The sequence below is a fragment of the candidate division KSB1 bacterium genome, from assembly GCA_034505495.1.
In the GTDB taxonomy this organism is placed as follows: Bacteria; Zhuqueibacterota; Zhuqueibacteria; order Residuimicrobiales; family Krinioviventaceae; genus Fontimicrobium_A.
In genome coordinates this window covers 1-26,393 of record JAPDQV010000025.1, presented here as the reverse complement: position 1 = coordinate 26,393, position 26,393 = coordinate 1, and the positions used below count along the sequence as shown (strand labels likewise).

Genomic DNA, 26,393 nt, shown 5'->3' with positions numbered 1-26,393 from the left:
AATCTGGAGTTTTTAGAAGCCATTCTTGAAACGGCGGAGACGCTGCGTTCGCCGGTCATTTTGAGCATCGCCGAAGTGCATTTTCCTTATGTACCTCTTTACGACATCTGCACGCTGATTCGCGATAAGGCAGCGCGACTCAAGGTGCCGGTTGCTCTCCATCTCGACCACGGGATGAGCAGCACAAGCTTTCTGCAGGCGATCCGCAACGGTTTTACCTCGGTCATGTTCGACGGATCCAAGTTGCCTTTTGCGGAAAATCTGGCACAGACGCGCAGGGTTATCGAGCTTTGTCGACCGCTCGGCATTTCGGTTGAAGCAGAACTCGGCGCCGTAGGCGGTGACGAGGGCGGCGGCCTGGAAAGCCAGGCTGATCCCTCCTTTTTCACCGATCCCGATCAGGCGCAACAATTTGTCGAACGAACCGGCGTCGATGCGCTCGCGGTGGCAATCGGCAACGCCCACGGCAAATACAAAGGCGAGCCGCGCCTCGATTTCGAGCGGTTGCAGCGGATTTCCGAAAAGTGCGGCATCCCCCTGGTGCTGCACGGCGGCTCAGGCATCTCGGAAGACGATTTTCGCCGCGCCGTTCGCTGCGGCATCCGCAAGATCAACATCTATACCGCAATGTCTCAGGCGGCGCTCAAAGCGGCGGCCGACTTTATGGCGCAGAGCAGCGGCCGCTATCACGACTTTCCGCTGCTGATGCAGTCGATTCAAAAAGCGGCGGCCGAGATCGTAGCGGAACAAATGACTCTTTTCGGCAGCGTCGGCTGCGCATAGCGTATTTTTTATTGGCTGCCTTTTGCCGGCATCTTTTGACAATATTTTGTATGCATTGTTCAAGGAGATCGACGCATGAAATTCGTCTTGCCGATACTTTTGTTCAGTGTCAACTTGTTTTCATCCGAATGCGTTCTGCGCATCGGCACCAACCTTGCCGGCCCCTCCGATTGGGGCAGCGAGTGGCCGTTCGTCAACATCATGAAATACAGCCGACAATGGATTACCTTCAACTCCGCCTGGGTGAACGGCGGCAAGAATCCATGGGATACGGGCGTTCTGGATCGTATACCGCTCGACAAAAACGGCTATCCCCTTGAGTTGCCTTTCCGTGTTGCCGGAACCGAGACGACGCAGGTCGTGCGGACTGTATGGGCCAACACGTTTTCATTGAAGGAAGGCCGTTATGTCGTGCTTTACGACGGCATCGGCAAAGTAAACGTCGGTTTCGATGCCAAGTTGTACAGGCAGGCCCCAGGAAGGATCGAGTTCGACCTCAAGCGCAAAGACAATATCTTTTCTCTGGAAATCCTCGAGTCGCAGCGCGGCAATCACGTTCGCAACATTCGGGTATTGCTTCCGGGTACAGAATCTACTTATGAGCAAAACCCTTGGTGTTCCGAATGGCTGGAAAAGCTGGAGCCGTTCAAAGTTCTGCGCTTTATGGATTGGGGTTATACCAATAATTCGACGCTCCGGTATTGGAACGAACGGCCGCAGATCGATGATTACACTTATACTCTTCGCGGCGTTCCCTACGAGTGGATGATCGAGCTTTGCAATCTAAAGGGCGCCGACGCCTGGGTCTGCGTGCCGCACCTTGCCGATGAAGAATATGTCCGCAATATGGCGCGACTGTTCCGCGACCGCCTGCGTCCCGATGTGAAAATTTATGTCGAATATTCGAACGAAATTTGGAACTGGATGTTTGCGCAGACCCAGTACGTGAACATTGCGGGCGACCAGACACGTCCCTGGCCGGAACGCATCGTTCCGTTCATTCAGCGGGCGTTGGATTGGTGGAGCGACGAGTTTGCCGGTCAGCTCGATCGGCTGGTGCGCGTCGTCGGCGTGCAGCACGCTTGGCAGGACGTCAGTAACCGCATCGTCTTTAACATGCGTCCCGGCAGTTTTGACGCCTTTTCTCCCGCGGCTTACTTTGGATTTTCAGAGCGCGGTTATGCGGCGCTGGAGAAATTGGGGGCTGCCGCAACGGCGGAGGACGTCCTGTTTTGGGCGCGCGAGGGTATGCTTTCGGATTCCTACAAATGGACTAAAGACCAATTTAATTCCATCGCCAAAAAACTGAACCTGCCGATGATCTATTACGAGGGCGGTCAACACCTGACACCCAATCCGTTCGGCTCGGATCAGCCGTACAATTCGGCCCTGACGGAAGCCCAAACCCACCCCGGCATGTACGATCTCTACTGCGAATGGTTCGACTCGCTGCGCACCTTTGTGCTGCCGGGCAAAACGGCTCTGCTGATGAATTTTTCCTTTATCGGCCCTAAGAGCGGCAAATACGGCAGTTGGGGCGCACTGGAAAGCCAATTCGACCAATTCCCGCCGTACCGCCAATCGGCTCCGAAATATCAGGCGCTTTTGGATAACCTGTGCGAACCCTCGACCGAAATCCGGAAAAAGGTGGAACGAAATGGTTTTGACCTCCTTCCTGCTTTTCCCAACCCATTCAATTCGGAGACTTTTATTACCTTTTTCCTACCCGAAGAAAAACGGGTACAACTGGAAATTATAGATTCGACCGGCAGGTTGGTAACCCGATTGGCGGACCTTGCCTTTGCTCCAGGCCGTCACGTCTTTCGTTGGGACGCGGCCGAGGCCGCTTCCGGCGTCTTTTTCGTTCGTCTTAAAACGGAGGACCGGGTGCTGACGCGCAAATGTCTGCTTATTCGATAAAACCGAATGCATCGCACGGAATGGAGTAGAACAATCACAACAAGTTGAAGCTCCGATCGGACCCGACTCGGATTCGATCGGAAAAATCGTAGAGCTGATTAAAGAATTACGAAAGGAAAACGGTACATGGAGGAATGGCTGATGAGCAAGCTTTTTATGGGCGCGGCCATGATCGTGCTGACGGCCTTTGTCGCATCTGCGCGTTCTTCGCTAATACCGGGCGATGTGCTGCATGGTTTTCGCCTGCTGGAAACGCGCTATGTGCCGGAGGTGAATGCCGAGTGCTTATACTTTGAGCATGTCCGCAGCGGCGCCCATTTGATAAAAATAGCTGCCGCCGATGCCAACAAGACTTTTAGTATTGCCTTTAAAACGCTCCCCAATTCGGACGCCGGTACGCCGCACATCCTCGAACATGCGGTGCTCAACGGCTCCCAAAACTTTCCGGTCAAAAGTCCGTTCGATGTGCTCGCCAAAGGCTCACTCAACACCTTTTTGAATGCCATGACCGGCAACGACTTTACGATCTATCCTGTCGCCTCGATGAATGAAAAGGACTATTTCAATCTGATGCACGTCTATCTCGATGCGGTGTTTTTTCCCTTGATCTACCAGGAACCGCGAATCCTGATGCAGGAAGGATGGCACCATGAATTAACCGATCGCAACGCCGAGGTTGTTTACCGCGGCGTTGTTTATAATGAGATGAAGGGGGCGTTCTCCAATCCCTCGCGCGAACTCGAATATCAGGCTTACAAGGAGCTTTTCCCCGATACGCCGTACCGCTTTTCCTCAGGCGGTTATCCGAGCGCCATCCCTACTCTAACCAATGAAGCCTTTCTCGACTTTCATCGCACCTATTATCATCCGAGCAACAGCCTGATTCTTCTCTACGGTGACGCAGATCTGCAGCGCGAGCTCAAGTTCATTGACGAAAAATACCTTTCCCGTTTCAACCGCAAAGGACAGAAGCGCATCGACATCCCTGTGCAACGCCCGTTTTCAGAAAAGAAAGTCAAGATTGCTTACTATTCGGCGACACAAGGCGCCGATCCGTCTCGGCAAAGCTATCTCAGTCTTAGCTGGGTTTGCGGCTCCGGCGGCGATCCGCTCGACGTCATGACTCTGGAGGTTCTGCAGGAGGTCTTGATCGAACAGGAAGCGGCGCCCATCCGAGTTGCTCTGCAGCAGGCCGGCATCGGCCGCGAGGTTTACGCCCAACTCGACGTCCTGCGACAAAATGTCTTTCAGATCATCGCTCAGGACGCGGCTCTCGAAGACCTTACCCGATTTCATGACATCGTAATGGGCGTACTGCAGCAGGTGGTGGAAAAAGGCCTGGATAAGGAAGCATTAGAGGGGGCGATCAATCGCCTGGAGTTCCGTCTGCGTGAAGAGAACGATGCGCAAAAAGGGCTTACCCTCAACTTTAAGCTGCTGCCGACCTGGGCCTATGCCGACGATCCTTTTTGTGGTCTCGAATACGAAAAACCTCTGGCGCAGCTTAAGGAGGCGCTGACCTCACCTTTGCTCGAAAGTAGGATACGTAGGTGGTTGCTCCATAACCCCCACTGCCTGCTGATGGCCTTGGCGCCGCAGCCCGACCGCGAGCAGCAGCTCAATCGCGCCGTCGAAGAAGAGCTGCGGCAATTCAAGGCCTCATTGAACGATCAGCAGATCGACGAACTGATCTCACGCACCAAGGACCTCCTGGATTATCAGCAGCGCGAAGATTCGCCGGAAGCCCTGGCGACTATACCGGTGCTCGAGTTATCCGACATTCAGAAAGAGGCGCCCTGGTACGAAGTGAGCGAACATTTTCTTGCCGGTAGAGCGCTTTATCATTATGAGGATTTCACCAACGGCGTGATCTATCTGCGGCTGTTCTTTGATTTGCGCGTCCTGCCGCAGGAACTGCTCCCCTACGCAGCCCTGCTTGCCGAGGCGCTGGGCAATCTAAACACCGAGCATTACTCTTTCGGCGAACTGGACAAGGCGCTCTATCTGCACACCGGCGGGTTCAGCGTCGATCTGACGAGCTACCTTGGCGAGCGCCGCGATGAAAATCTGCTGCCGTTCCTGATGGTTGCCGGTAAAGCAACGCATTCAAAAGCAGACAAGCTGATTGCGCTGATGAGTGAAATCGTGCGCACGACCCGATTCGATGATCGCGAGCGGCTGCGTACCGTCTTGGCGCGCCATCAGTCCCGCCTGGACGAAAGCATCCGTCGCGATGGACTCACCTATGCCCGACTGCGGCTTGCCTCCTACTTTAGCCGAGAAGGCTTTTTTGATGAGATGACCTCGGGATATGACTATTATCGCTGGGTCACTCGGCTCGTCGACGATTTCGACAGCCGAGCCGACGAGATCGCTGCGACGCTGCGCAAAACAGCCGACCTGCTCTTTTGCCGTGACCATCTTGTCATTTCCGCCACTTCTGCGGCGGAGGGCCTTTCCATCCTGCAGGCAGAATTGCCGGCGCTCGTCGAGGCGCTGCCGACTCGATCAGGCGAAAAGCCGATCTGGCAGTTCAGTCTTGCACCGCGCAACGAAGGTATCGCCGCTCCTTCCAAGGTGCAATATGTCGTCAAAGGCTACGATTTCAAAAAACTGGGCTACGAGTGGCACGGCAGTCTGCGGGTGGTCGAACAACTGTTATCGCGCGAGTACCTTCAGCAGACCGTCCGCGTCGTCGGCGGCGCCTACGGCGGATTTTGCACCTTCTCGCCTACCGGCAGAGTCGTCTTTTCCTCGTACCGGGACCCCAATCTGCGCGAAACACTGCAGGCATTCGATAATGCGCCGCAGTTCCTGCGCAATTTTACCGCCGACGATAAGGAGATGACGCGACTCATCATCGGCGCTACGGCACGCGTCGACCGTCCCATGACGCCTGCCGCCAAAGGCGATTTGGCTTTCCGCCGCCGCATGGAGAACGTGACCCGCGCTCAGGTACAGTCCGAGCGTGAGCAAATGCTGGCAACAAATGTAAAAGAGATTCGCAGCAGCGCCGACCTCGTTGCCGCAGTGCTGAAGAAAAACGTTTACTGCGTCTATGGTAACGAGGACAAACTTGCCGGGGCGGGTGATCTTTTTCAAAATTTGCTTCGCCTGAGCAAATCATTGCGATAGCAGCGATCCTTGTTAAAGGGGGCGGGCATCCGTCACAGTGCGCCCGCTTCCCCTTCCGGTTTCTGCAGCTGCAACTTTTTATTCGAACTTTGAACTTTTTCTCTCCTAAAGCGTTTTAGAAAGCCGAAACAAACGCCCTTGAGTGCTCATTTCAAAAACATCTGCAACATCAATCAACTCGTAATGGAAAGGGATGTAAAGATGGGAAAGCGATTTTGCCGAACACTTTTTGTTCTCTTGGCCTTGTTATGGGGAGCTTACGCATCGGATTGGCCGCAATTTATGGGGCCGAATCGCAACGGTACCTCGCCGCAAAAGGGGATCCTGCGCAATTGGCCGAGCTCCGGCCCTAAAGTTTTGTGGACCGTCTCCGTCGGCCGTGGCTTCGGCGGACCGGCAGTCAAAGACGGCAAAGTTTACCTGCTCGATCGCGATGACCAGGTCGGCGATACGATGCGCTGTTTCGATCTCAACACCGGTAAAGAGCTATGGAACTATGGCTACAAAGCCCCAGGGTCTGTAATGTTCCCAGGCTCGCGCAGCGTGCCGACCATCGACGGTGACTATATCTATTCCTGCGGCCACAACGGCGACCTCTACTGCATTAACCTCAATACGCACAAGCCGGTATGGAATAAAAACATCTGGAAGGATTTCGGCGGCGATCAGATTCCGACCTGGGCCATTACGCAAAATCCGCTGATCTATCAAGATCTGGTGATCGTGGCGTCGCAGGCGCCGAAGGCAGGCGTTGTGGCCTACGAAAAGCTCAGCGGCAAACTGAAATGGAGCACGCCGCCTTTGGGCGCACCGGGCTATTCCAGCCCGACTCTTGTCAAGATCGGCGGCAAGGATCAGGTGGTGACGATCTCAGCTTCGAGCGGCCGCAGAGGCTCATCGGCGGGCGGCGGCAAGGTTGCGGGCATCGATCCGCTCACCGGAAAAATTCTGTGGGAATATGACAACTGGCAATGCGTCATTCCGGTCCCCTTTGCCGTGGATGCCGGAGAAAATCGTCTCCTTATCTCCGGCGCTTATGAAGCCGGCAGCGCCCTTATCCGCGTCGATCCGCAGCCGGACGGCAGTTATCGGGTTACGGAGCTGTTCAAAAACCAGGACTTTGGTTCGCACACCATACCGCCGATTTTTTATAAAGATCATTTCTATGCTCATTATACAACCAATGAGCGCCGCGACGGCTTGGTCTGCATGGGCATCGACGGGCAGATCAAGTGGAAGACCGGCCGTCAACCCCTGTTCAACAAAGGCAGTATGATCTTGGCCGACGGCCTTTTGCTCAGCACCGACGGTCAGAAGACTCTCTATCTCATTGAGCCGGATCCCGCCGGTTTTAAGCCTTTGGCGTCTGCGGAATTGCTGACAATCGATGAAAACATGGATCCTATGGCCCGCCGTTTAGGAGATCAGAACTGGGCTCCTGCGGCGCTGGCCGACGGCAAGCTGCTTATTCGCGACCTTCACCGGCTTTTATGCGTTCAGGTCGCACAATAAGGCAAGCTCAATTGTTTCAGTCTATCCCCTTAAAATTCTAAAAGGGCATTCTTGTCGAGGCGTCAATAAAAGAGACGCCTCATTTTTTTGAAAGGAGACCCTATGAACCGTTTCAGCTTTTTTTCCGTTTTTTTAATCATTGCTGTTCTGTTTAGTGCCTGCAGCCAAAAGCCGACCAACGAAGACTGGATCAGTCTTTTCAACGGCGTCGATCTTTCGGGCTGGACGCCGAAAATTGCCGGTTATGAGCTTGGTGAGAATTTCGGCAACACGTTTCGCGTTGAGGATGGGGTGCTGAAAGTGGGCTATGACCAGTATGAGCGGTTCGACAATCGTTTCGGCCATCTGTTCTACAAGCAAAAGTTTTCACATTATATCCTGCGCCTTGAGTATCGCTTCCTCGGCGAACAGACGCCGGGCGCTCCCGACTGGGCATTCCGCAACAGCGGCATCATGATCCACTGTCAGGACCCCTCGACCATGGCGAAAGAGCAGTCGTTTCCGGTCTCTATCGAGGTGCAGCTTCTCGGCGGCAACGGCCGCGATGAGCGTCCAACCGGCAACGTCTGCACGCCAGGCACAAACATCGTCCTTGCCGGAAAGCTGGAGACGCAGCACTGCATCACTTCGAGCTCTCCGACGTTTCACGGCGATCAATGGGTAACGGCTGAGGTCGAAGTGCACGGCGCCGGCCGCATCATTCACCGCATCAACGGCGAAACCGTTTTAGAGTATGAACAGCCGCAACTAGACCCCCAGGATCCCGATGCCCAAAAGCTGATAACCGGAGACAACCTGCTATTAAGTGAAGGCTATATCGCTTTGCAGGCCGAGAGTCATCCTGTAGAGTTTCGGAACATTCGCATCAAACTGTTGAAGGAATAGAGGAAGGCTTAAAGATCTGGGGGCCCCGTGGATCCCCAGATCTTTATTTCAGATAGACGATTTTACGTGTGATCTGTTGGCCGCCTGCCTGAAGCAAAAGCAGGTACATCCCTCCGGCGCAAGCGCGCCCGTCATCATCCGTTCCGTCCCAAATGACCTTGTGCACGCCGGCCTCCAAATGCCGATCGATCAGCTGCCGCACCGGCCTGCCCAGGACATTGACGACGTTCAATTTGACTTCGCCCGCAATCGGCAAACCGACCTCAATAACTGTGCGGCTGTTAAAGGGGTTGGGGTACCCGCTTAAAAGCCAAGTTTTGGGAACCTGCAGCGCTGGTTCTGATTCTTCCAGCTCGGCTTTGATATAGATCGGTTGATTGCGCGCGCTGCGCAATTCGAGAAGCGATACTGACGCCTCCCCTGTGGCGCCTTTAAGATCAAAAGTCAACAAGCTGCCGCTGCCGCTCACTTGCGCCGGCTTTCCGGTCGCCGCCAATCGCGCAAAGGCAATTTCGTAACTGTCTAGACCGATCTTGTCGACCATCACCGCTGCGGCGCTACCGTCGGCTGTCAGCAGCAAGCCTTCTCGGGCCGCCTGCAGAGCTGCTCCTGCCGGCGTCTGCACAATCACCCGTCCCATGGCAAACGGCGCAACATTCGTCAAAACGATCGTGACCCTCTGCAATCCGTCATTGACAAGATGCGTTTCGAGGCGGTAACCGGGAATCTCGTTTTTCGCCAGTCCACCGTAGGTCGATATCGCGCCGTGATACCAATTCCACATGCGCGTAAAGACAAATAAATCTTCATGATTAACAACCCCGTCGGGTTGCGGAGTGAAAAAGGGCGGCTCACCCAGGGCGGGGCCGACGTCTCCCAACGGCGTGTTGCGCGGTTTCCAGAATGTCGCAAGAAGGGCAAAATCGCGCGTGTCGATGTCCAGGTCTTGGTCGAAATCACATAAAATGGCCGAAGAACCGACCGTGCCGACGGAATAAATTTGAGTTCCTGCGGTAACAAGGGTCAATTTACTGTCATCCGGTCGACGAAAATCGTAACTGACGAACGAGATGAGACCGGCGCAATCCTGATTGATTATCTTGAAGCGCAGTCGAGCCAACAGGCCGCTGCCGCTGACGCCGGAGCTCATATCGCTGTTGAGAACGACCCGCGAGGCGCTGATATCGATATGGCCTATACTGTTGTTGATTTGCGGCACAAAGGTGCTCAACGCGCCGCCTTGAGTGAAAAAATCACCCTCTTCTGCTTGGAGCGCCTGCAGCTTGTTATTATCGAAACTGAGAACATAATTGGCCATCGACAGGTTATTGACGTTTTCGACACGCACATCCACCGTCAAGATATCGCCCAGCTTGCCGAGCAGAGTCGGCGGATTGAGCAAAAGCTTGGCCGAACCGATAAAATAGACCCCCGTGCTCCGACCGCCGCGGTTGCCTTGGGTAACCTCGACCTTGACATGTCGGAGTGTATTATCGGCAACCGTGTTTTCCGGCACATAGGTAACGACATACTGCGAAGTAATCCATCCGCCAAGCCGTCGAATAATTTGGGTGAAGGAAGTGTAAATGCTGTAGAATTGGCCGCCGGTCTCTTCGGCCATGCGGGTGTACTGTGCTAAATCGGGGCCGACGACGTTGACTTGGACTGCTTCCTCGCGCATCAAGGAAATGATCGATTCGGTGGTATAGCGCGTCGTGCCGTCGCCGCTTTCACCTGCTTCGTGATAATCCGCATCGGTTATAAGGATAAAGACCTTTTGCGTTGCCTGGCGAAAAGAAAGACGTGCGGCAGCCGCCAAGCCTTCGAGGGCGTTCTCCTTGTCGTCGCCGCCGCCGTCGGCTATCAGCCCCTCCACCCAACTCTTGAACTCGAGGGGATTGGAGGTAAAGTCGCTGATGCTCAAAACTTCGTCGCCGAAGGTGATCAAACCGAGACGAAAATCCACACCGCTGCGGGAGAGCGAATCGGCAAACTCGACCACTCTTTCCTTGAGGCCGGAAATCTCTTCCCCCATGCTGCCGGTTACATCAAAAACAAAGACAATGTCGGCGCGCGTTCCGATGCTTGCATCGAGTTTGCGCACGCGCAGATCCTGCGTCGGTCGGTTCTCCTCTCTCACGTCGAAATTGCCGACGTACAGGTCTGTGACCGGTTGATTGATATCTTGATCGACGACCGAGACCAGGCACTTGATCAAAGGAAAGTTGGCAGGATCGATTTGGGTAATTGAAACCTGAAGCCCGCTGAGCTCATTAGGCGGCGCGGCGGTAACGGTAATGTAGTTTTGTTTGCGTTCCACATAGCTGTTGACGCCGTCGCTAACCGTCAGCTTGACGGTGTACACGCCGGGGTTGGTATAGGTCCACAGAGGATTACGGCTGGTGGCATCAACAACACCGTCATCATCGAAATCCCATGCCCAGGAGGTAATCTGCCCTCTCGGCTCGCTTTTAAGCGCCATTTTTGCCAAACCCATGATATTGGGCCTAGGCTGCTCCTCCTGAATGACATTTTTGATGGTCATTTGGCCGGTCAATCCGTCGATGTCGCCGATGTACCAATAGGGTCCCGTGCCCGTTTTCGGCACGCTGACGGACTGCAGGAGGCCGCTGCGGCCGTAAATTTGCACAATGCCTTCGGAATCAGTAAGTTCAGCATCGCGTGAATAATTATGCACAAAAATTACATATTTACCGGCGATCAGCCTTTGGATGGTGATGGTTTCGGGACCGAATCCCTGCCGGCGATCGATGTCGAGCACGGCATAAGGATACGTGTTGAACCAACCGCGATTGCTGTAATAGACATAGGTGGCGTCATGAAAACCGTCTTTCGGCACGATTAAATAGATGTCGAGGTCTGACGGAAATTTTCCCCAATTCAGCACGATACGATATTCGTTGTCAGTGATCACAGGCGACAAAGAGATGTTCAGTGTGGTGACGACGCCGGGCGACAAAGAAACAGTCGATTCATAAGTGACATAGCCGTCGGCGCTGATGGAAATGGCCTGCTGGACCGTGCCGCTCAAATCGGAAAACTGCACCGTCAGAGGCGCCGGACCGCTGCGGGGCTGGGCGGTAAAGTTGGCGGTTACCTGATCGGTCGAAATGCCGGTCAACTCATAATAGCCGTCGATATCCGTCAATGTCGAAACGCCGGCTACAGAGACCAAGGCGTTGGGGATTCCCGCGCCGGTGACGGCATCGGTAATGCGGCCTTTGAGTGAAGCCTTTGCATTCGGCGTCCCCACTTTGAGCGTCAGGCGGGTAGAGGCATACCCTTCCGCCTCCGCTGTAATGACCGAAGAGCAGCCCTCCTGAGCCGTTTCAGGAATGACGACGAGAAACTCGGCGCTGCTTTGGCCTGCAGCAATGACTACGCTCGCCGGTACTTGTGCGCAGGCCGTATTGTGCGAGTTCAATCGAACCGCCACTCCGCTCGACGTCGGTTCGCTCAATGAGACGGTCATGGTCATCCGCGTTCCTGGAGCCAAAACGAGCGAAGGAATGGAAAGGATCAGCCGCTTGACTCTGGCGCTGGAGATTTCGATGATCGAACCATAGTCCGGCCGGTCCGTTTTAAAAAAGAACTCGATATTTTGCCCCATGAGAGCGCTCCAATCGCCTGACCACAGCAGCGGCGCCACGGCGTAGTGCCAGTCGCCGCTGGCCCAATCGCTGATCTGCAGAAAACCGCCCTCTGCACCTCCGGCTGCCACCCATTCCAGCGTTCCGTCGCCGGCTGCATTCCACCCCTCTGCACCCGCATCGAATGTGCTCATGTATCGGTTGCCGATGATCACCTGATCGACTGCGCCGACATCCGGTCCGTCGGCAGTTTCAGTGCGGATGCGAAAGCTCTGAACCGACTGCATGACCTGAGCAAATTCTGTTTCAGAGACACCGAACGTCTCAGCCTTTAATGGAATGACGTATTTCTCCCAGGTATTTGCCTGCGAAGGCGGCCCGAAAGAGGCGGAAATAACCTGACCGCTTTGTCCAAAGGCAAAACCGGTCAGCAAGAATAAAACAAGCCCGCCCCCAAGCCGCAAGTTGAAAAAAGTTTTGCCGCTCATCTTACTGCCCGCCTTTAATAAAGAGTCGGCTGCCGAGGCCGACCGAATACATCAATTCCGCATTTTTATTGAACAGACCCAGATCTGAGTTCACACGATTGTCGACCTGGATCTGCACATTGGTCGTGTCCGCCTTGAGGGCGCGAAACACGATGCGCGCCAGTTTTCCACTGCCGGAGACTGCCGCACTTGCCGGAAACACGCCGAAGACCGCGCGAACCGTCCCCCTCACATTGTCCGGCATAAATTCGAGCTGCGTGACATTTCCGTGATTGCCTTTCAAAAAGGCGTCTTCCCTTCCCAGCTCGACGACCTGAAGAACCGTCGGATCAAAGCGTACCAGACAACCAAAAGTCGCCAAATCGACCACGTTTCTCGCTGCAAGAAAAAGGGTTACCGTTTGTTCGGCCTGCAACGTCGTATCGGGCGGAGATAAAATGATCGTCGGAACCAAAAAGTCGAGAAGGATGCGGACATCGGCCGACTTGCCCTTGTTGATCGGAAAGACGGTTCTGCTGCCGTAAAGCACGGCCGTAGAATCCTGATAGCCGGTGACTGACACCTCCAACTGCTTTTCAGCAGGAACCTGCAGTTTGACCGCGGTGCGAAGGCTGTCGAGCGTCAGCTTGTATTTTTTGGTTACAGGGTTGCCCTTCTTGTCCGTATAAGAAATTCGCAGCACCAAGCTGTCGAGCGCAGCCGCCGAGTAATGTTTCTGCGACAGCTGAAGCGATGCGGAAAGTGCGGCATCGTTGGAACCGGTGGGCATTGTCGGAGCCTCGGCGCAGCTCAATAAGTGAAAAATGACTGCAGCTCCCAATAAAAGCAAAACTCTTTCGGCAGTCACGCTTTTTTTCATTTTTATGCTCATTCCCAATCCACCAAAACGTTCAGCGTCGCCACGTCTTCATCTTGACTGCTTTGTTTGCCGCGCAGAAAGTAATAAGCCAAGCCGCCTGCAATAGCCAATCCGCCCCAAAGCGGCCCGATCCGAATGGTGGAGGATTTTTTCGCCGGCGCCGCCTTGACAACCACCGGGGTTTTCCTGCTTTCCTTTTCCGGCTTTTTCACCGCTTGTTTTTTGGGCTCCCCTACTTTTTGCTTTTGCGCAGTCTGTTTGGACTTGCCCGCGGCACGGTACTGAGCAAGCAACTTTTGGATCTCGTCATCGGTCAGCAACCGCATTTTGATGGGCTCCGTAGCGGCTAAAAGTTCCTCTCCGATCACCTCGAAACGATAAGTAAGCGACGAACGCGAGGTCATCGAAGCCGGAAGAGTGACCGCATAGGCGGTTCCCCAAGAGACGACTTGGACATCCTCCCAACGAACAAATCCCTTTTTGCCGTCCTGAGAAACAACGCGCAAAAATTCACCTGTAACCTGGGAAACCTGCAGCAGTTCGTTGGCGGCTATACTATTCTTGGATTGCGAGGTCAATTTGGCTTGGGTAAATAGGGGTGTGGGTTTGAGGGTCAGAACCTCGACCGGTACCGGCCCCTCCTGCGTGAGAGCAGTCATGGCGCCGCGGATCGGTTTATCGCTGTCCAACATCACAAAGATGACCTGTCGGAGATCGGCATCATCCGTAACATGCACACGAAAAGTTATGCGTGTGCCGTAGCGTCCCACTTTAGTAGGGAAATAGCCGATCGTAACCGGAGTTGAAAGGGGAAGCGTCTGAGCCGCAGCCAAGGGAGCGATCAGCTGTAGGAGAAAGGCTCCCAGCACCAGGTTTGCAAAAACTGTCTTGCCTCTAAAATGTTGTATCATTGTAGGACATTCTCCCTATAGGCTGCGCGGACGTGTTCGGCCTGCAGGGCTAATCTTTTATCCTTTATAACAAGTCATTTGCCAATTTTCATGCTATTTTCTTGCATTTTCAAAGCAATTATCATTCCATTGACTTATCGACCTGTGCCAGCACTCGACAGGGTGAACCGGAGCCGCCGACCAAAGACAATAATCCGATAAACAGACGACATTGCGGCGGAATTCTGCTCAAACCGGTCATATTTTCAATATGATACCACCCTAATTCGGCGCAGCGTCTGCCGGCGGTAAAGTCTGCATTCCGTCCGCCGTCAATACCGGCCGTATCAATGCCGACACCCACGACACATGAGTGTTGCGCCAGATACTCAATGGTGTCCAAAGCGATGCCGGGGAAATGCAGCTCTCCGTTTCTTTCACCCAAGTATTTTGAGGGAGAAGACCAAAACCGATCCCATCCCGTACAGACCAAAACCACCGCCGGACCGGAGAGGCTGCGCAACCGCTCAGAGATCTCTGTCGCATCTTTGGGTGTAACCAAATAGTCGGCATTGCCGCCCACTCTTTCACGAACATCCAGCCGTAGGCCTGATGGGACCAAATGATGCACGGGAATGGAGGCGCAGTCGGCTCCTCCCCGTAAGTAGTGCTTCGGAGCTCCAAGATGCGTACCGCTGTGCTCACCGAATCGCCACGCCTGGAGGAAATAGCCGTCGGTTTGCAGATCAGCCCAAGGCTCCGTCTGAGTCCACGGATCACCGGGCCATCGGCACATGTACGGATGAATAGGGTGCGACAAATCGATCCACACCATACAGTTTTCTTTTAGGGATTAGGCCAAGAAATTCCTACATTTCCTCAATCATTTAGCGAGCCTATGGAAAGCAAAGACAAAAAACGCATGACCGATCTTTTGCCCGATTGGCATCCTGAGCCGGAAGGGGCGGCGCTCCTAACCACCGGCGCTTCAGTTGATGTCACCAGTCTGCCGCTCCCTCGGGCAATTTTTCAGCTCGCCGTTCCTGCCATAGGTTCGATGCTGTTAATTATGTTATTCGGCCTCGTTGACGCCTGGTTTGTCGGCCGATTGGGCGCCGAAGCATTTGCCGGCGTCAGCGCCGGCGGTTTTGTCATTTGGGCTGTGCAATCTATTTCTTTGGTGATCAGCGAAGGTTTGGTAGCCGTCGCTTCGCGGGCCATCGGTGCCAAAGATTCCGATACTGCAGAACTTGCTTTTGCTCAGTCCCTCATTCTTGCGGGCTTTGTCTCATTGATCACGTCGGCCCTTTGTCTGGCAGCGGAAAAACCGATGCTCGCTTTCATGGGACTAGAAGGCAAAGCGGCTGAAGCATCTTTGTCGTACCTATCGACGATGTTTTTCGGCCTGTTCTTTCTTTTCGAGTCCTACACTTTGGATGCAGCTTTCCGCAGCATGGGCGACACAACTACGCCGCTCATTATCATCGCCGGTTCTTTGGTACTGAACGGCCTCTTGGATTATCTTCTCATTTTCGGGATCGGGCCTTTTCCGCGACTGGAAGTCCAAGGCGCGGCTTTGGCGACTGTCTTGGCACATGTCGTTGCGCTTGTATTGTCACTGATTTTTCTGCAACGCAAAGCGATTCATTTGAGGATCAAGGATCTGCAGCGACTCAATTGGTCGCTTATGCGCCGAGTTACTGTTGTCGGCGCTCCGATTACACTCAGCAGCCTTCTCTTCAGCCTGAGCTATATGACGCTGACTCGCCTCATCAGCGGCTACGGCGCTCATGCCTTGGCGGCAATCGGTGTCGGACATCGTATCGAGGGCATCTGTTATTATGTGGCGGTTGGTTTTTCCACGGCAGCTGCAACGCTCGTCGGCCAACATCTCGGCGCAGGCAAGCCGGAAAACGCTTCCAAAGCCGTTAAACTCGGTATATTCTATGTTTCAATCTTTATGTTTGCCGTCAGCGTCGTTTTCTTTTTTTACGGCGGCCGCTTAATCCGTTTTTTTATCGACGATCCGGCGGTGATCCGAGAGGGAGCCCTCTATCTTCGCATAGTGGCGGTTTTCGAGCTCTTTCTCGGCTTTGAAATCGTTTACGAAGGCGCTTTCAGCGGCGCGGGCGACACGATCCCTCCCATGCTCATTTCCGTTCCGCTTACGTGGGCGCGCATACCCTTGGCATTCCTGTTATCGGATACTTTTGGTCTCGGCAGCGTCGGCATCTGGTGGGCTATCTCCATCACCACCTGTCTGAAAGGCGCTATAATGGCGTTCTGGTTCGCCCGCGGCCGATGGAAGCACAAAAAAGTATAGGCCGATCTGAAAAACAACCGCGGCCAGGCAACCGATGAAATAATAGCCCATATCGTCCCACGAAAAACTTGTGCCGACCAACGTTCTGCCGATAAACGATCGACGCAGGAAGACGAGCACAGGCCAATTGTAAATCTGGGTCATTTCGATCGCCGCAGAAAAGGCAAACACCCATGCTGCAGCGGAAAGCGGTTTGAGCTTTGGAAAAATCCAAAGCAAAACAAAGTACCAAAACATCGGATAAAGGACGTCGCCGGCACTGGAGCGCAGCCAGTCGGCATACGGAAGAGCAGGATATTTGGTCGCAAAACCGATCGGAACCAAAATCAAGATAACTGCCGTCAGGATTTTTCGTGGCAAGGGAAAGGGTCTGTTCAACATGAAGCGCCGTAAAGTGAAAGCGTCCGCAGCCTATTCGTAACCGGCCGCCGGCCTATTTTCTTCTTCCGCAAAAAAAGCCTCGAGTTCCTTGAGATTAAAATAGAGAAAAGCCACGGTAAAGGGCAATTCGTTAAAGCGGGCCAACTGTTTGAAGCGGAAACCCAGCGAACGATACCACTCTACCAACTCAGTCAGATCGGCCGGTACGCCCGTTTCGACGCGTTTGGCTCCGCGCTTTTGCGCCGTCTCCAAACAATGCCGTACGAGGTATCTTCCAAACCCTTCGCGACGAAATTCCGGCAGGACAGACAGACGATCCATAAACAAAATCTCTGCGTTGATCTTGATCAATGCTGCACAGCCGACCGGTCTCTCTTCTTGACGCAGGAGAAAATATTCGGCGCCGTGGTTCATCGTTTTGCGCACCCATTCCGACGATGGTAGAAGCGGATAGACACGAGATGTCCGCGTCTGCTCGGGGTATTTTTCGGCGAATTGACGAAAAGCCGCACAAATGACCGCCGCAACGGCATCGCTTTCTTTAATCGTTGCCGAAAAAATTTGTGCGTCCATCGTAAAGCGCTCGAGTTATGTCACTATCATTTGTCATAAAGTTAAAACAATTATTGACAGAAGCAATCAAATCCTTTCCCGAAACATCAGTTCGGCAAGCTTTTCTCTGAAAAATAGGCGGTTGAAGAAATGGTGTGCGATTCGTTAATCTGCTTTCAGGACTTTTTACTCATTAAGACCCTTCAAAAGACCGCAGAACAGGCGTCTTTGCCCAAAGTTCAGAGAATATCTCGGAGCTTTATTGCCGCAGAGAACAGGCCGCGAATGTTATCCAGGGGGTAGCTATGAGATTCCTTCTGATCTTTTTTGTAAATGAAAAAGCTTGCCTTTGCAGCAGATAAAACGTATTTTCGAATAATTCTTGAGGGACTGTGTATCATGCGCGTGAAAAGCGTGCGTAAAATTTCCTTATTATTAATTTTTGCCGGCTTCCTCGCTGCGGCGGAATGGAAAATCCCGAGTCCCAAAGGGGCCGTCAACGATTTTGCGGACGTCATTCCGCCTGCCGATGAGCAACGCATCGAAGAGCTGTGCATTCGGGTGTGGAACAAAGCACGCGTGGCGATCGTCGTTGCCACATTTCCGACGATTGGCGATCAAGATTATCGTGAAGCCGCCAATCGCGTCTATGAAAAATGGGGCATCGGCAGCAAGGGCGAAAACCGCGGCGTGCTGATTTTCAACGTCGTCGATCAGCGCAAAGTGTGGATTGAAACCGGTTACGGGGTGGAAGGTTTTTTGAATGATGCTCGCGTCGGAGACATTTTTCGGCAGGAAATGCGGCCGAGATTGGCACAGGGTGATTATGGCGGCGCTTTCTATGCGGCGGTTAATCGCATTGCCGCCTATGTCGCTGCCGAATACCATATTGACTTGGGCGGCGACGTCCAGCCGGAACCTTCCACTCGGCTGGTTAACGACGACCTTCCACCGCTTTGGTTCATTCTGGTCCTCCTGTTTTTCATCTTTCTTAGTTCGAGAAGCCGTAAAAAAAGAGGACCTGGCCATCGCGACGACTTTCCCTTCGGCGGCCCGTTTATTTTCGGACCGCACGGCGGATTTGGTGGCGGCTTCGGAAAAGGCGGCGGCTTCGGAGGCGGCTTCGGCGGTTTCGGCGGCGGACTCAGCGGCGGCGGCGGCGCCGGAGGCGGCTATTAGGAAGAACTATTTTGATAGAGGCAGTTTATGGCAAAAAAACCTCGTTCTCCCGAAGAAATTCTGCAGCCGTTTCTCGATGATCTGACGGGCGTTTTCGGCTCCGACATCGTTTCGGTATATCTTTTCGGCAGCGCGGCACGCGGCGACTATGACGCCGAGCGATCGGACATCAATTTCCTGGTGGTTCTGACCGAAGAAGCTATGGAAAGATTCGAACAGGCCGCGCCGTTGGTCAAGAAATGGGCTAAACGGGGTTTGGCGGTCCCGCTTTTTCTTACGCGCGATTATATCGAATCCTCTCTCGACAGCTTTCCGATCGAATTTCTGAACATCAAGTTGGCGCATCGTCACCTGTATGGCCTAGATTTCATACGTGATCTGCAAATTGGTAAAGAAGCGCTGCGCCTCAAATGCGAAGAGCAAGTCAAGAGCAAACTGCTGCATCTACGCAACGGCGTCCTCACGGCCTGGGATGACGCCCGAAACATGGAAGTCTTTTTAGCCATGACGGTGCCGACTTTTTTGTCGCTCTTTCGCGTTCTCCTGGCTTTGAACGATGAGGAGCCGCCCAAAGAAAGCAAAGCCATTTTTCAGGAAACCGCGGAACTTTACCAACTGGATGAAGGAGTCTTTGACCGGCTGCTGCAATTACGCAGCAAAAGCAGAAAATTCACTTTCTCAGAGATTCATGCACTGGCCAAGGATCTGATTGCTCAGATCAACTATCTGGCCGAATTTGTCGATCAATGGAAAACGTTAGAATAAGGAGGCCGCAATGCCGCGCAGCAAATTAGGCATGGGGTGCATCGTCACCCTTGTTGTTCTCGTTATCGCGCTCTTTGCCGCTTACAGCATCGGCAAGCGGGCGTACAATTCGTTCGTTGTTTTGGATGAGCAGGTCAATGAAGCGTGGGCACAGGTTCAGAACGTTCTGCAGCGCCGCATGGACTTGATACCCAATTTGGTGGAGACCGTAAAAGGCTACGCCAATTTTGAGCGTGAAACATTGGAAGCCGTGATTCAGGCGCGCGCCAACGCCACCAAAGTGCAGCTCAATGCGGAACAATTGGCCGCCAATCCCCAACTGCTCGAGCAGTACATGCAGGCGCAAAATCAGGTTTCCTCTGCCCTCAGTCGCTTGATGGTGGTGGTCGAGCGCTATCCCGAACTCAAGGCCAACGAGAGCTTTATTCGACTTCAGGACGAGCTGGCGGGCACCGAAAACCGCATAGCCGTCGAACGGCGGCGTTACAATGAAACCGTGCAGGCCTATAACCGCCATATCCGCATTTTCCCCAACAACCTGCTTGCAGCGCTGTTCAATTTTGAAAAGCGCGCCTACTTTGAAGCGCCGCCGGAAGCCCAGCAGGCCCCGCGCGTCGATTTCGGCACGCGCAAGTAATCGCCAATCTGACTTTCATGCCGTCTCGGCAAGACTCTTCGCCGGGACGGCTTTTTTTCTGCATCGCAACAAGATTCGCCATTCGCTCATCTGCGCCCAGCTCGGTTATCTCTGCTCGAAACCATCAAAAGAATAATTCCTCGGCCGGCCTAAACGTTTATCATGAGAAAGGTTATGGCCGAATAAAAAGACTAGGGCGGATGCAGTAATCCATTTTATGCTTTGTAATTTTCCCTAAAATAGCTATCCTTTGAGGTACATGTCGGGCAAAAGAGCTGAAAATTACAAGCCGATAAATCGGCCGAGACGTATTCTGATCAGCCGCAGCGACGGCATCGGCGATGTGGTTTTGACGCTTCCCCTTGCCGGAGCGCTCAAACGGCGCTTTCCCGATTGCCGCGTCTCCTTTCTGGGCAGGCGTTATACCGAAGCCCTGATTCGCGCTTGTCGCTCGGTTGACGAGTTTTGGGATTGGGAGGCGCTCCGACTCCTTTCCCGCGAACAGCAGGCTGCGCTGTTGGCCGAAGGCCGTTTTGACGCCGTCGTACATGTTTTTCCGCGAAAAGAAATTGCCGCCGCGGCCAAGCAGGCCGGAATTCCGCTCCGCATCGGCACCAGCCACCGCTGGTTTCACTGGCTGACCTGCAACAAGCTCGTTCACTTTTCCCGACGCAACTCGAATCAGCATGAGGCACAGCTCAATTTTCGTTTGCTGCAGCCCTTCGGTATTTTCGCCGACCTTTCCCTGGCGCAGATCGCCGATTTGTACGATCTGGGGGTGAAGACACCGCCGGAGTACCTCCGCATCATGGACGGCAGGCGGCTCAATCTGATCCTGCATCCCGCCTCCAGAGGCAGCGCAAAGGAATGGGGCATAGAAAATTGGGCGCAACTGATCGCCGCGCTGCCGCAGGACAAATTTCGCCTTTTTCTCACCGGCAGCGAAGAAGAAGGAAGAGCCGTAAGGCCGTCTCTGGTCGCGCCGTTTTCTCATGTTACGGACATGACTGGAAAACTCGATTTGGCGGGTTTAATGGGATTCATCGCCGCCGCCGATGCCCTCCTGGCATGCAGCACCGGCCCTTTACACCTTGCCGCCGCATTGGGCAAGTGTGCAGTGGGGCTCTATGCATCGCGGCGGCCCATTCACCCGGGCCGCTGGGCACCGATCGGAAAGCATGTCATTGTATTGGAGGACGGCCTCAAAGATCGTTATTCAGGACCAATTTCCATTTCAGTACAAAAAGTCATTGAAACCCTACTCTCGTTGAGCGAAAAAAAGAGCCGGTCCGGCGTTTAAATGCTGAACCTATAAAACTGCCTTCGTTCGCCGTCAGCACTTTTCAGAAAAATCATGACGGATCTTTGCCGACCGTTGCACCGTTTTGCAAAAATCGCTTGTATCTTTAGGCCTGTTGGGGTATATTTCGATGGCTTGATCGTTTTTTATCTCGCGTACAGGGGAAGGCATCCCCAAGCCGCTAAAGGAAAAGCATGGAAATCGGACGAGTTGTAGGGACCGTCGTTTCGACGGCCAAAGTCGACCGGCTGATCGGCCAAAAGCTGATGCTGGTCAACGTCGTTAATCCGGATCTCAAGCCTACCTCCAATTATGTCGTGGCAGTGGACGGCGTCGGCGCCGGCGCGAACGAAATCGTCATCGTTGTGCGCGGCAGCTCGGCGCGCCAGGCCCAGATGCTCCAGAACGTTCCCACGGACGCCTCGATTGTCGCCATAGTCGATGCGATTGAGCTGGGGGGGCAAATCGTCTACCAAAAAAGCGGTGGTCAATGAAATGCGCCTCGGCAGAGTGACCGGCAAGGTCTGGGCAACAGCCAAAGATGCCCAGCTCTCCGCGGTAAAGTTGGCCCTCATGGAAGTGGTGGACGAGCATGGGCGTGCGACCGGCAAGTTGTTCGTTGCTGCTGATACTATAGGCTGTCGTGAGGGTGATCTGGTTTTTTGGGTAAGCGGCGGAGAAGCGGTGCGCGCGTTTCCGGACAAAAACATTCCCAGCGATGTGACCATCGTTGGATTAGTGGATCAATTGGACGTCAGGCCGCTATGATTCTCGCTCGTGTCATCGGCAGTGTGGTCTCCACGATCAAACATCCCTGCTATCAGAACCGCAAAATTCTCTTGGTCAAGCCTATCACGCCGCAGGATGAGCCGCAAGGCGGCGTAATGGTCGCCGTTGATTTGGTAGGGGCGGGCATCGGTGACCGGGTTTTGGTGGCATCCGAAGGTCGCGCCGCCGAAGAGCTGCTGCAGTTTCCCTGCCGCATGCCGATCCGATCGCTTATCGTCGGTTTTGTCGATGAAGTGCGGGAGGCGCAATGACCGAGCGTGATCTTTACCAATTGGTGGAAAATATCGTGGCGAAGGTCCTTGAACGGCTGGAAAAAGATCCAGAATTTGCCGCCTTTCTTCCCAGAAAAGAAGCGGCGTCGTCCGCACAGTGGGTGAGAACCTGCTCGACATTTCGCGCGGAAGAAGCGCAGCCGGCGCCGGCCGTTCATTCTGAGAAACGACTGTATTGCGAACGCGACATCATCGAGTTGATTCGCGCGGGCCTCAAGGAATTGGTGGTGAGCCGTAAAACGATCATTACCCCGGCGGCGCGCGATGCGGCGGCGCAAAAGGGTCTTACCATTCGAATCATAGAGTAAAAGGCATCGAATTTTATTGAAATGAATTCTTGATGACGCTGATCGAGCAGGTTAAAAAGGCCGGGGTCGTCGGCGCCGGCGGAGCGGGCTTTCCGACGCACGTCAAGCTGGCGGCAAAAGTAGAGTGGTATCTGGCAAACGGCGCCGAATGCGAGCCGCTCATGCACAAGGACCGCGAGCTGATGACCCATTTTGCGCCGCAGATTCTCAAGGGACTGCAGCTGGCTGCCGCCCAGACCGGCGCCGCCAAGACGGCCATCGGCGTTAAGAAAAAGAACACCGCGGCCATAGAAGCGCTGAAGCAGACGGCCGATGGTCATGTGCAGATTGTCCTGTTCGAAGACTATTATCCGGCCGGCGACGAATACGAACTGGTGTACACGTGTACCGGCCGCCTGATTCCGCCGCAGGGTTTGCCTCTCGATGTGGGCTGCGTGGTCAATAATGTCGAGACCCTCTACCAAATCGCGCAGGCCGCCGAAGGGAAACCGGTTACCGACAAGTTCATGACCGTCACCGGTCTGGTCAAGCGGCCCCTGACCGCCTGGTTTCCGATCGGCATGCCCGTCAAAGAAGTTTTTGAGGCCGCCGGAGGCGTCACGCAGACGCCTTTTGCCGTGATGGAGAGCGGTCTGATGATGGGACGGCTGCTGCAGGATCTCGAGCAGCCGATTACCAAAACCACCGGCGGCCTAATCGTGCTGCCTGAGGAGCATCCTCTCATCCAACGCTATCGGCGGACCCCGCGAGAAATGGACCGCATCGGTCACTCGGCCTGCGATCAATGCAGCTACTGTACCGAACTATGCCCCCGCTACCTGCTGGGCTACGACGTTCAGCCGCATCTCGTAATGCGCAGCTTGGGTTTCACTGCATTGGGAAAGGAGATCTGGAATCGTCACGCCCTGCTTTGCTGTCAATGCGGGCTGTGCACGCTGTACGCCTGTCCGGAGATGCTTTATCCCCGCGAAGCGTGCGTCAAGGGCATGAATGAGCTTCGCGCCGTCGGCAAGGGCAAATGGGACGGCTTTAAGTCCGTCAAACCGCATCTCACTAAGGAGGCGCGGCGCGTTCCGGTCAAGTTGTTGATGCAGCGGCTGGGCGTCAGCCGGTACGAAGCCGAGGCGCATTTCGAGCCGTTGGAGCTGCGGCCGAAGCGGGTGGTTCTGCCGCTCAAACAGCATGTCGGAGTGCCGGCAGAACCGGTCGTACAGCCCGGCGAACGCGTGCGGCGAGGCCAACTCGTTGCCCGCATCCCTGAAGAAAAATTGGGAGCCAATCTCCACGCTTCCATCGACGGCAAGATTGCGGCCGTCACAAACCATGAAATCGTCATTGAGGCATAGATGAACCCCGAAGCCGTTGGACTCTTGGAACTCAACAGCATCGCCTCCGGACTACAGGTAACCGACGCGATGTTGAAATCGGCTAATGTCGAACTGGTGCTGGCGCGCACCATCTGTTCCGGCAAGTATTTGATCATCATCTCCGGCAGCACCGCTGCGGTTACGGCAAGCGTTGAGGCTGGAATCGATCTGGCGGAAGGCGCGGTCATCGATTCAGTGGTTGTGCCGCGTATCCATCGCGACATTTTGCCCGCCATATCCGGCATCACGCGGGCGACCGAGATTCGCTCGTTGGGCATCATCGAGACCTTTTCCGTCGGTACGCTGCTGGAGGCGGCCGATACGGCAGCCAAAGCCGCCAACGTCGAGATTCTGGAAATTCGCCTTGCCATGGCTTTGGGCGGCAAAGCGTTCGTAAGCCTGACCGGCGATGTTTCGGCCGTACGGGCCGCCGTCGAAGCCGGCGCAAAAGTGGCCGTCTCCAAAGGCCTGCTCGTCAATCAGGCAATCATTCCGGCGCCGGCGCCGGGATTGTATCGCGATTACATCTAAGCCTTTCAGCTTTGCGGCGAGATCGGATTTTTCGAGCTCCTGCACTCGATTGATTTCCGTTAGAAACAGTCGAGTCGGGCATGAACATATAACATAGCGCACGCTTTAATCGAAATTCCGGAAATCTATGAAACCACTACCCGCAAATTTAGCCGGACGAGTCGAACAGATCGTCCGCCAAGTCATTGATGAGATGCTGCCGCCGTACGGAGAGCGTACGGTGCCGATCGGCATCTCGGCGCGCCACCTGCACATCAGCCAGGAACATCTGGAGATTTTGTTCGGACCCGGGGCCAAGCTGACCAAGCTCCGCGACCTCACGCAGCCCGGCGAATTTGCCGCCGAAGAGACCGTGGCGGTCATGGGACCCAACCGCCGCTTATTCGGCCAAGTGCGTATTTTAGGACCGGTGCGGGAGGCGACGCAACTGGAGCTCGCCTATACCGACGGCATCTTTTTGGGAATGCAGCTGCCGTGCCGCATGTCCGGCGACATCAAAGGCAGCGCTCCGTTCGTGGTCATCGGGCCGGCCGGAGTGCTGCGGCTCCCGGAAGGCGCCATCCGCGCCATGCGCCACATTCACATGAGCCCCGAAGATGCTCGACGTTTCGGCCTCAAACAGGGTGACAAGATCAAGGTCAAGGCCTACGGCACAGCCTCCCTCACCTTCGATGATGTGGTCGTGCGCATCAAGGAAGGACTGATTTTGCAGATGCACATCGATACCGACGAAGCCAACGCCGCAGGCATCGATCCTCACAACGCCTTCGGCGAGATGATCTTTTAGGAGCAGTTATGGATGACAAACTTGTTTCCGCCATTGTAGAAGAAGTCATGCAGCGGCTGCAGGCCGTTCAGCCGACGTCCGCACCCAAAGCGGTATCGGCGTCGACGACCAACACAACCGGCGTCTTTGACGATATAAACGAGGCCATTGAAGCAACCTTGGCGGCGCAAAAAGTCTGGATGACCGTCAAAAAGCGCGACAAGCAAAAGGTTATCGCGGCGCTCCGCAAGGCGGCGCATGACAACGCCGAGACTTTTGCGCGCATGGAGCAGCAGGAGACGGGGATGGGCCGCGTGGAGGACAAAATCGTCAAATGTCACAACGCCGCCGATGCGACCCCGGGCATCGAAGACCTCGAGGCCAAAGCCTGGACGGGCGATTACGGCCTGGTTTACGAAGATTGGGCGCCCTACGGCGTCATTGCCGCTGTCACGCCCTCGACCCATCCGGTACCGGTGATGCTCAACAGCATCATCATGATGATCGCCGCCGGAAACGGTGTGGTCTTTAACGTGCATCCGGCCGCAAAAAAAGTCTCCGCCTATGCTATGGAGATTTTCAACCGCACCATCATTCAGGCGGGCGGCCCGGCCAATTTGGCGTCCATGGTGCGCGAACCGACCATCGAAAGCATGCAGATTTTGTTCAACCATCCTGCTCTACCGTTGATCTGCGCTACCGGCGGTCCGGCGGTCGTGCAGGCAGCCTTCAAGGCGGGGAAAAAGGTCATTGCCGCGGGACCGGGCAACCCGCCGGTTTTGGTCGATGAGACGGCCTGCCTCAAACGCGCGGCAAAACGCATCATCGACGGTGCTTCGTTCGACAACAACATCCTCTGCATCGCTGAAAAAGAGGTGTTCGTCGTCGAAAAGGTGGCCGACGAGTTTATGAAAACCATGGAAGCCTTTGGCGCGGTGCGCCTTAACAGCGAACAGATCCGCATCCTGGAGAGCAAGGCTTTTATCCGCCGCGACGGTCACGTGATGGTCAACCGCGAATTCATCGGCAAGAACGCCAACGTTCTGGCGCGGGCAGTGGGACTCGAACTCTCTGATGACGTGCGCCTGCTGTTCGGTGAGACCGACTTTGGCAGTCTTTTTGTGCAGGAAGAACAAATGA

At 54.6% G+C, this 26,393-nt stretch carries 23 protein-coding genes; 18 read left to right on the top strand and 5 right to left on the bottom strand.

Annotation, left to right across the window (positions count from 1 at the left end):
* The 5 genes from ONB24_10415 to ONB24_10395 all read left to right on the top strand — a co-directional run.
* On the top strand, nucleotides 1-783 hold a 783-nt coding region (locus tag ONB24_10415; GenBank protein MDZ7316526.1), incomplete at its 5' end, for a ketose-bisphosphate aldolase.
* Between the two features lie 75 nt (nucleotides 784-858).
* A complete protein-coding gene (locus ONB24_10410) occupies nucleotides 859-2,703 on the top strand; it encodes a T9SS type A sorting domain-containing protein (protein ID MDZ7316525.1) in 1,845 nt (614 codons plus the stop codon).
* A 126-nt stretch (nucleotides 2,704-2,829) separates the two neighbouring features.
* Nucleotides 2,830-5,838 (top strand): insulinase family protein, encoded by a 3,009-nt coding sequence (locus tag ONB24_10405; GenBank protein ID MDZ7316524.1) that lies wholly within the window; start codon nucleotides 2,830-2,832, stop codon nucleotides 5,836-5,838.
* Nucleotides 5,839-6,039: 201 nt separating this feature from the next.
* Nucleotides 6,040-7,350: a PQQ-like beta-propeller repeat protein gene (locus ONB24_10400; protein MDZ7316523.1), complete on the top strand. Its 1,311-nt coding sequence runs from the start codon at nucleotides 6,040-6,042 to the stop codon at nucleotides 7,348-7,350.
* 102 nt (nucleotides 7,351-7,452) lie between these two features.
* The gene (locus ONB24_10395) at nucleotides 7,453-8,235 is read left to right on the top strand and encodes a DUF1080 domain-containing protein (protein ID MDZ7316522.1); all 783 of its coding nucleotides are present in this window, start codon (nucleotides 7,453-7,455) and stop codon (nucleotides 8,233-8,235) included.
* Nucleotides 8,236-8,278: 43 nt separating this feature from the next.
* Here the strand turns inward: ONB24_10395 and ONB24_10390 are convergent, their stop codons facing one another.
* The 4 genes from ONB24_10390 to ONB24_10375 all read right to left on the bottom strand — a co-directional run bounded on the left by ONB24_10390 (nucleotide 8,279) and on the right by ONB24_10375 (nucleotide 14,918).
* On the bottom strand, nucleotides 8,279-12,334 hold the full coding sequence (locus ONB24_10390) for a VWA domain-containing protein (GenBank protein MDZ7316521.1): 4,056 nt from the start codon (nucleotides 12,332-12,334) through the stop codon (nucleotides 8,279-8,281).
* 1 nt (nucleotide 12,335) lies between these two features.
* Entirely contained in the window at nucleotides 12,336-13,193 is an 858-nt protein-coding gene (locus ONB24_10385) for a cohesin domain-containing protein (protein MDZ7316520.1), read from the bottom strand.
* Nucleotides 13,194-13,201: 8 nt separating this feature from the next.
* Nucleotides 13,202-14,104, bottom strand: a complete 903-nt coding sequence (locus ONB24_10380) for a hypothetical protein (protein MDZ7316519.1) — start codon at nucleotides 14,102-14,104, stop codon at nucleotides 13,202-13,204.
* A gap of 121 nt (nucleotides 14,105-14,225) precedes the next feature.
* Nucleotides 14,226-14,918, bottom strand: a complete 693-nt coding sequence (locus tag ONB24_10375) for a cyclase family protein (GenBank protein ID MDZ7316518.1) — start codon at nucleotides 14,916-14,918, stop codon at nucleotides 14,226-14,228.
* 63 nt (nucleotides 14,919-14,981) lie between these two features.
* On the opposite strand from ONB24_10375, the gene ONB24_10370 reads away from it, so the two are divergent.
* Nucleotides 14,982-16,406, top strand: coding sequence for an MATE family efflux transporter (locus ONB24_10370; GenBank protein ID MDZ7316517.1), 1,425 nt, complete (start codon nucleotides 14,982-14,984; stop codon nucleotides 16,404-16,406).
* Nucleotides 16,407-16,817: 411 nt separating this feature from the next.
* Here the strand turns inward: ONB24_10370 and ONB24_10365 are convergent, their stop codons facing one another.
* Nucleotides 16,818-17,360, bottom strand: a complete 543-nt coding sequence (locus ONB24_10365) for a GNAT family N-acetyltransferase (GenBank protein MDZ7316516.1) — start codon at nucleotides 17,358-17,360, stop codon at nucleotides 16,818-16,820.
* Nucleotides 17,361-17,738: 378 nt separating this feature from the next.
* Here ONB24_10365 and ONB24_10360 point away from each other — a divergent pair, with 378 nt between their 5' ends.
* The 12 genes from ONB24_10360 to ONB24_10305 form a co-directional block, all read left to right on the top strand.
* The gene (locus ONB24_10360) at nucleotides 17,739-18,518 is read left to right on the top strand and encodes a TPM domain-containing protein (GenBank protein ID MDZ7316515.1); all 780 of its coding nucleotides are present in this window, start codon (nucleotides 17,739-17,741) and stop codon (nucleotides 18,516-18,518) included.
* 27 nt (nucleotides 18,519-18,545) lie between these two features.
* Entirely contained in the window at nucleotides 18,546-19,283 is a 738-nt protein-coding gene (locus tag ONB24_10355) for a nucleotidyltransferase domain-containing protein (GenBank protein ID MDZ7316514.1), read from the top strand.
* 10 nt (nucleotides 19,284-19,293) lie between these two features.
* Nucleotides 19,294-19,920 (top strand): LemA family protein, encoded by a 627-nt coding sequence (locus tag ONB24_10350; protein MDZ7316513.1) that lies wholly within the window; start codon nucleotides 19,294-19,296, stop codon nucleotides 19,918-19,920.
* Between the two features lie 259 nt (nucleotides 19,921-20,179).
* Nucleotides 20,180-21,220: a glycosyltransferase family 9 protein gene (locus ONB24_10345; GenBank protein ID MDZ7316512.1), complete on the top strand. Its 1,041-nt coding sequence runs from the start codon at nucleotides 20,180-20,182 to the stop codon at nucleotides 21,218-21,220.
* 194 nt (nucleotides 21,221-21,414) lie between these two features.
* Nucleotides 21,415-21,714 carry a EutN/CcmL family microcompartment protein gene (locus ONB24_10340; protein MDZ7316511.1) on the top strand — a complete coding sequence of 100 codons (300 nt, stop codon included), beginning with the start codon at nucleotides 21,415-21,417 and terminating at the stop codon, nucleotides 21,712-21,714.
* 1 nt (nucleotide 21,715) lies between these two features.
* Nucleotides 21,716-21,988: a EutN/CcmL family microcompartment protein gene (locus ONB24_10335; protein MDZ7316510.1), complete on the top strand. Its 273-nt coding sequence runs from the start codon at nucleotides 21,716-21,718 to the stop codon at nucleotides 21,986-21,988.
* A complete protein-coding gene (locus tag ONB24_10330; protein MDZ7316509.1) occupies nucleotides 21,985-22,260 on the top strand; it encodes a EutN/CcmL family microcompartment protein in 276 nt (91 codons plus the stop codon). The genes ONB24_10335 and ONB24_10330 overlap by 4 nt, the downstream gene beginning before the upstream one ends.
* Nucleotides 22,257-22,589 carry a hypothetical protein gene (locus ONB24_10325; GenBank protein ID MDZ7316508.1) on the top strand — a complete coding sequence of 111 codons (333 nt, stop codon included), beginning with the start codon at nucleotides 22,257-22,259 and terminating at the stop codon, nucleotides 22,587-22,589. The genes ONB24_10330 and ONB24_10325 overlap by 4 nt, the downstream gene beginning before the upstream one ends.
* A 32-nt stretch (nucleotides 22,590-22,621) precedes the next feature.
* Complete coding sequence (locus ONB24_10320; protein ID MDZ7316507.1) at nucleotides 22,622-23,935, top strand: 4Fe-4S dicluster domain-containing protein; 1,314 nt, start codon at nucleotides 22,622-22,624, stop codon at nucleotides 23,933-23,935.
* Nucleotides 23,936-24,487 (top strand): BMC domain-containing protein, encoded by a 552-nt coding sequence (locus tag ONB24_10315; protein ID MDZ7316506.1) that lies wholly within the window; start codon nucleotides 23,936-23,938, stop codon nucleotides 24,485-24,487.
* A gap of 127 nt (nucleotides 24,488-24,614) precedes the next feature.
* Nucleotides 24,615-25,274: a phosphate propanoyltransferase gene (locus ONB24_10310; GenBank protein MDZ7316505.1), complete on the top strand. Its 660-nt coding sequence runs from the start codon at nucleotides 24,615-24,617 to the stop codon at nucleotides 25,272-25,274.
* Nucleotides 25,275-25,282: 8 nt separating this feature from the next.
* Nucleotides 25,283-26,393 (top strand): aldehyde dehydrogenase (locus tag ONB24_10305; GenBank protein MDZ7316504.1); only part of this gene is annotated, 1,111 nt, incomplete at its 3' end.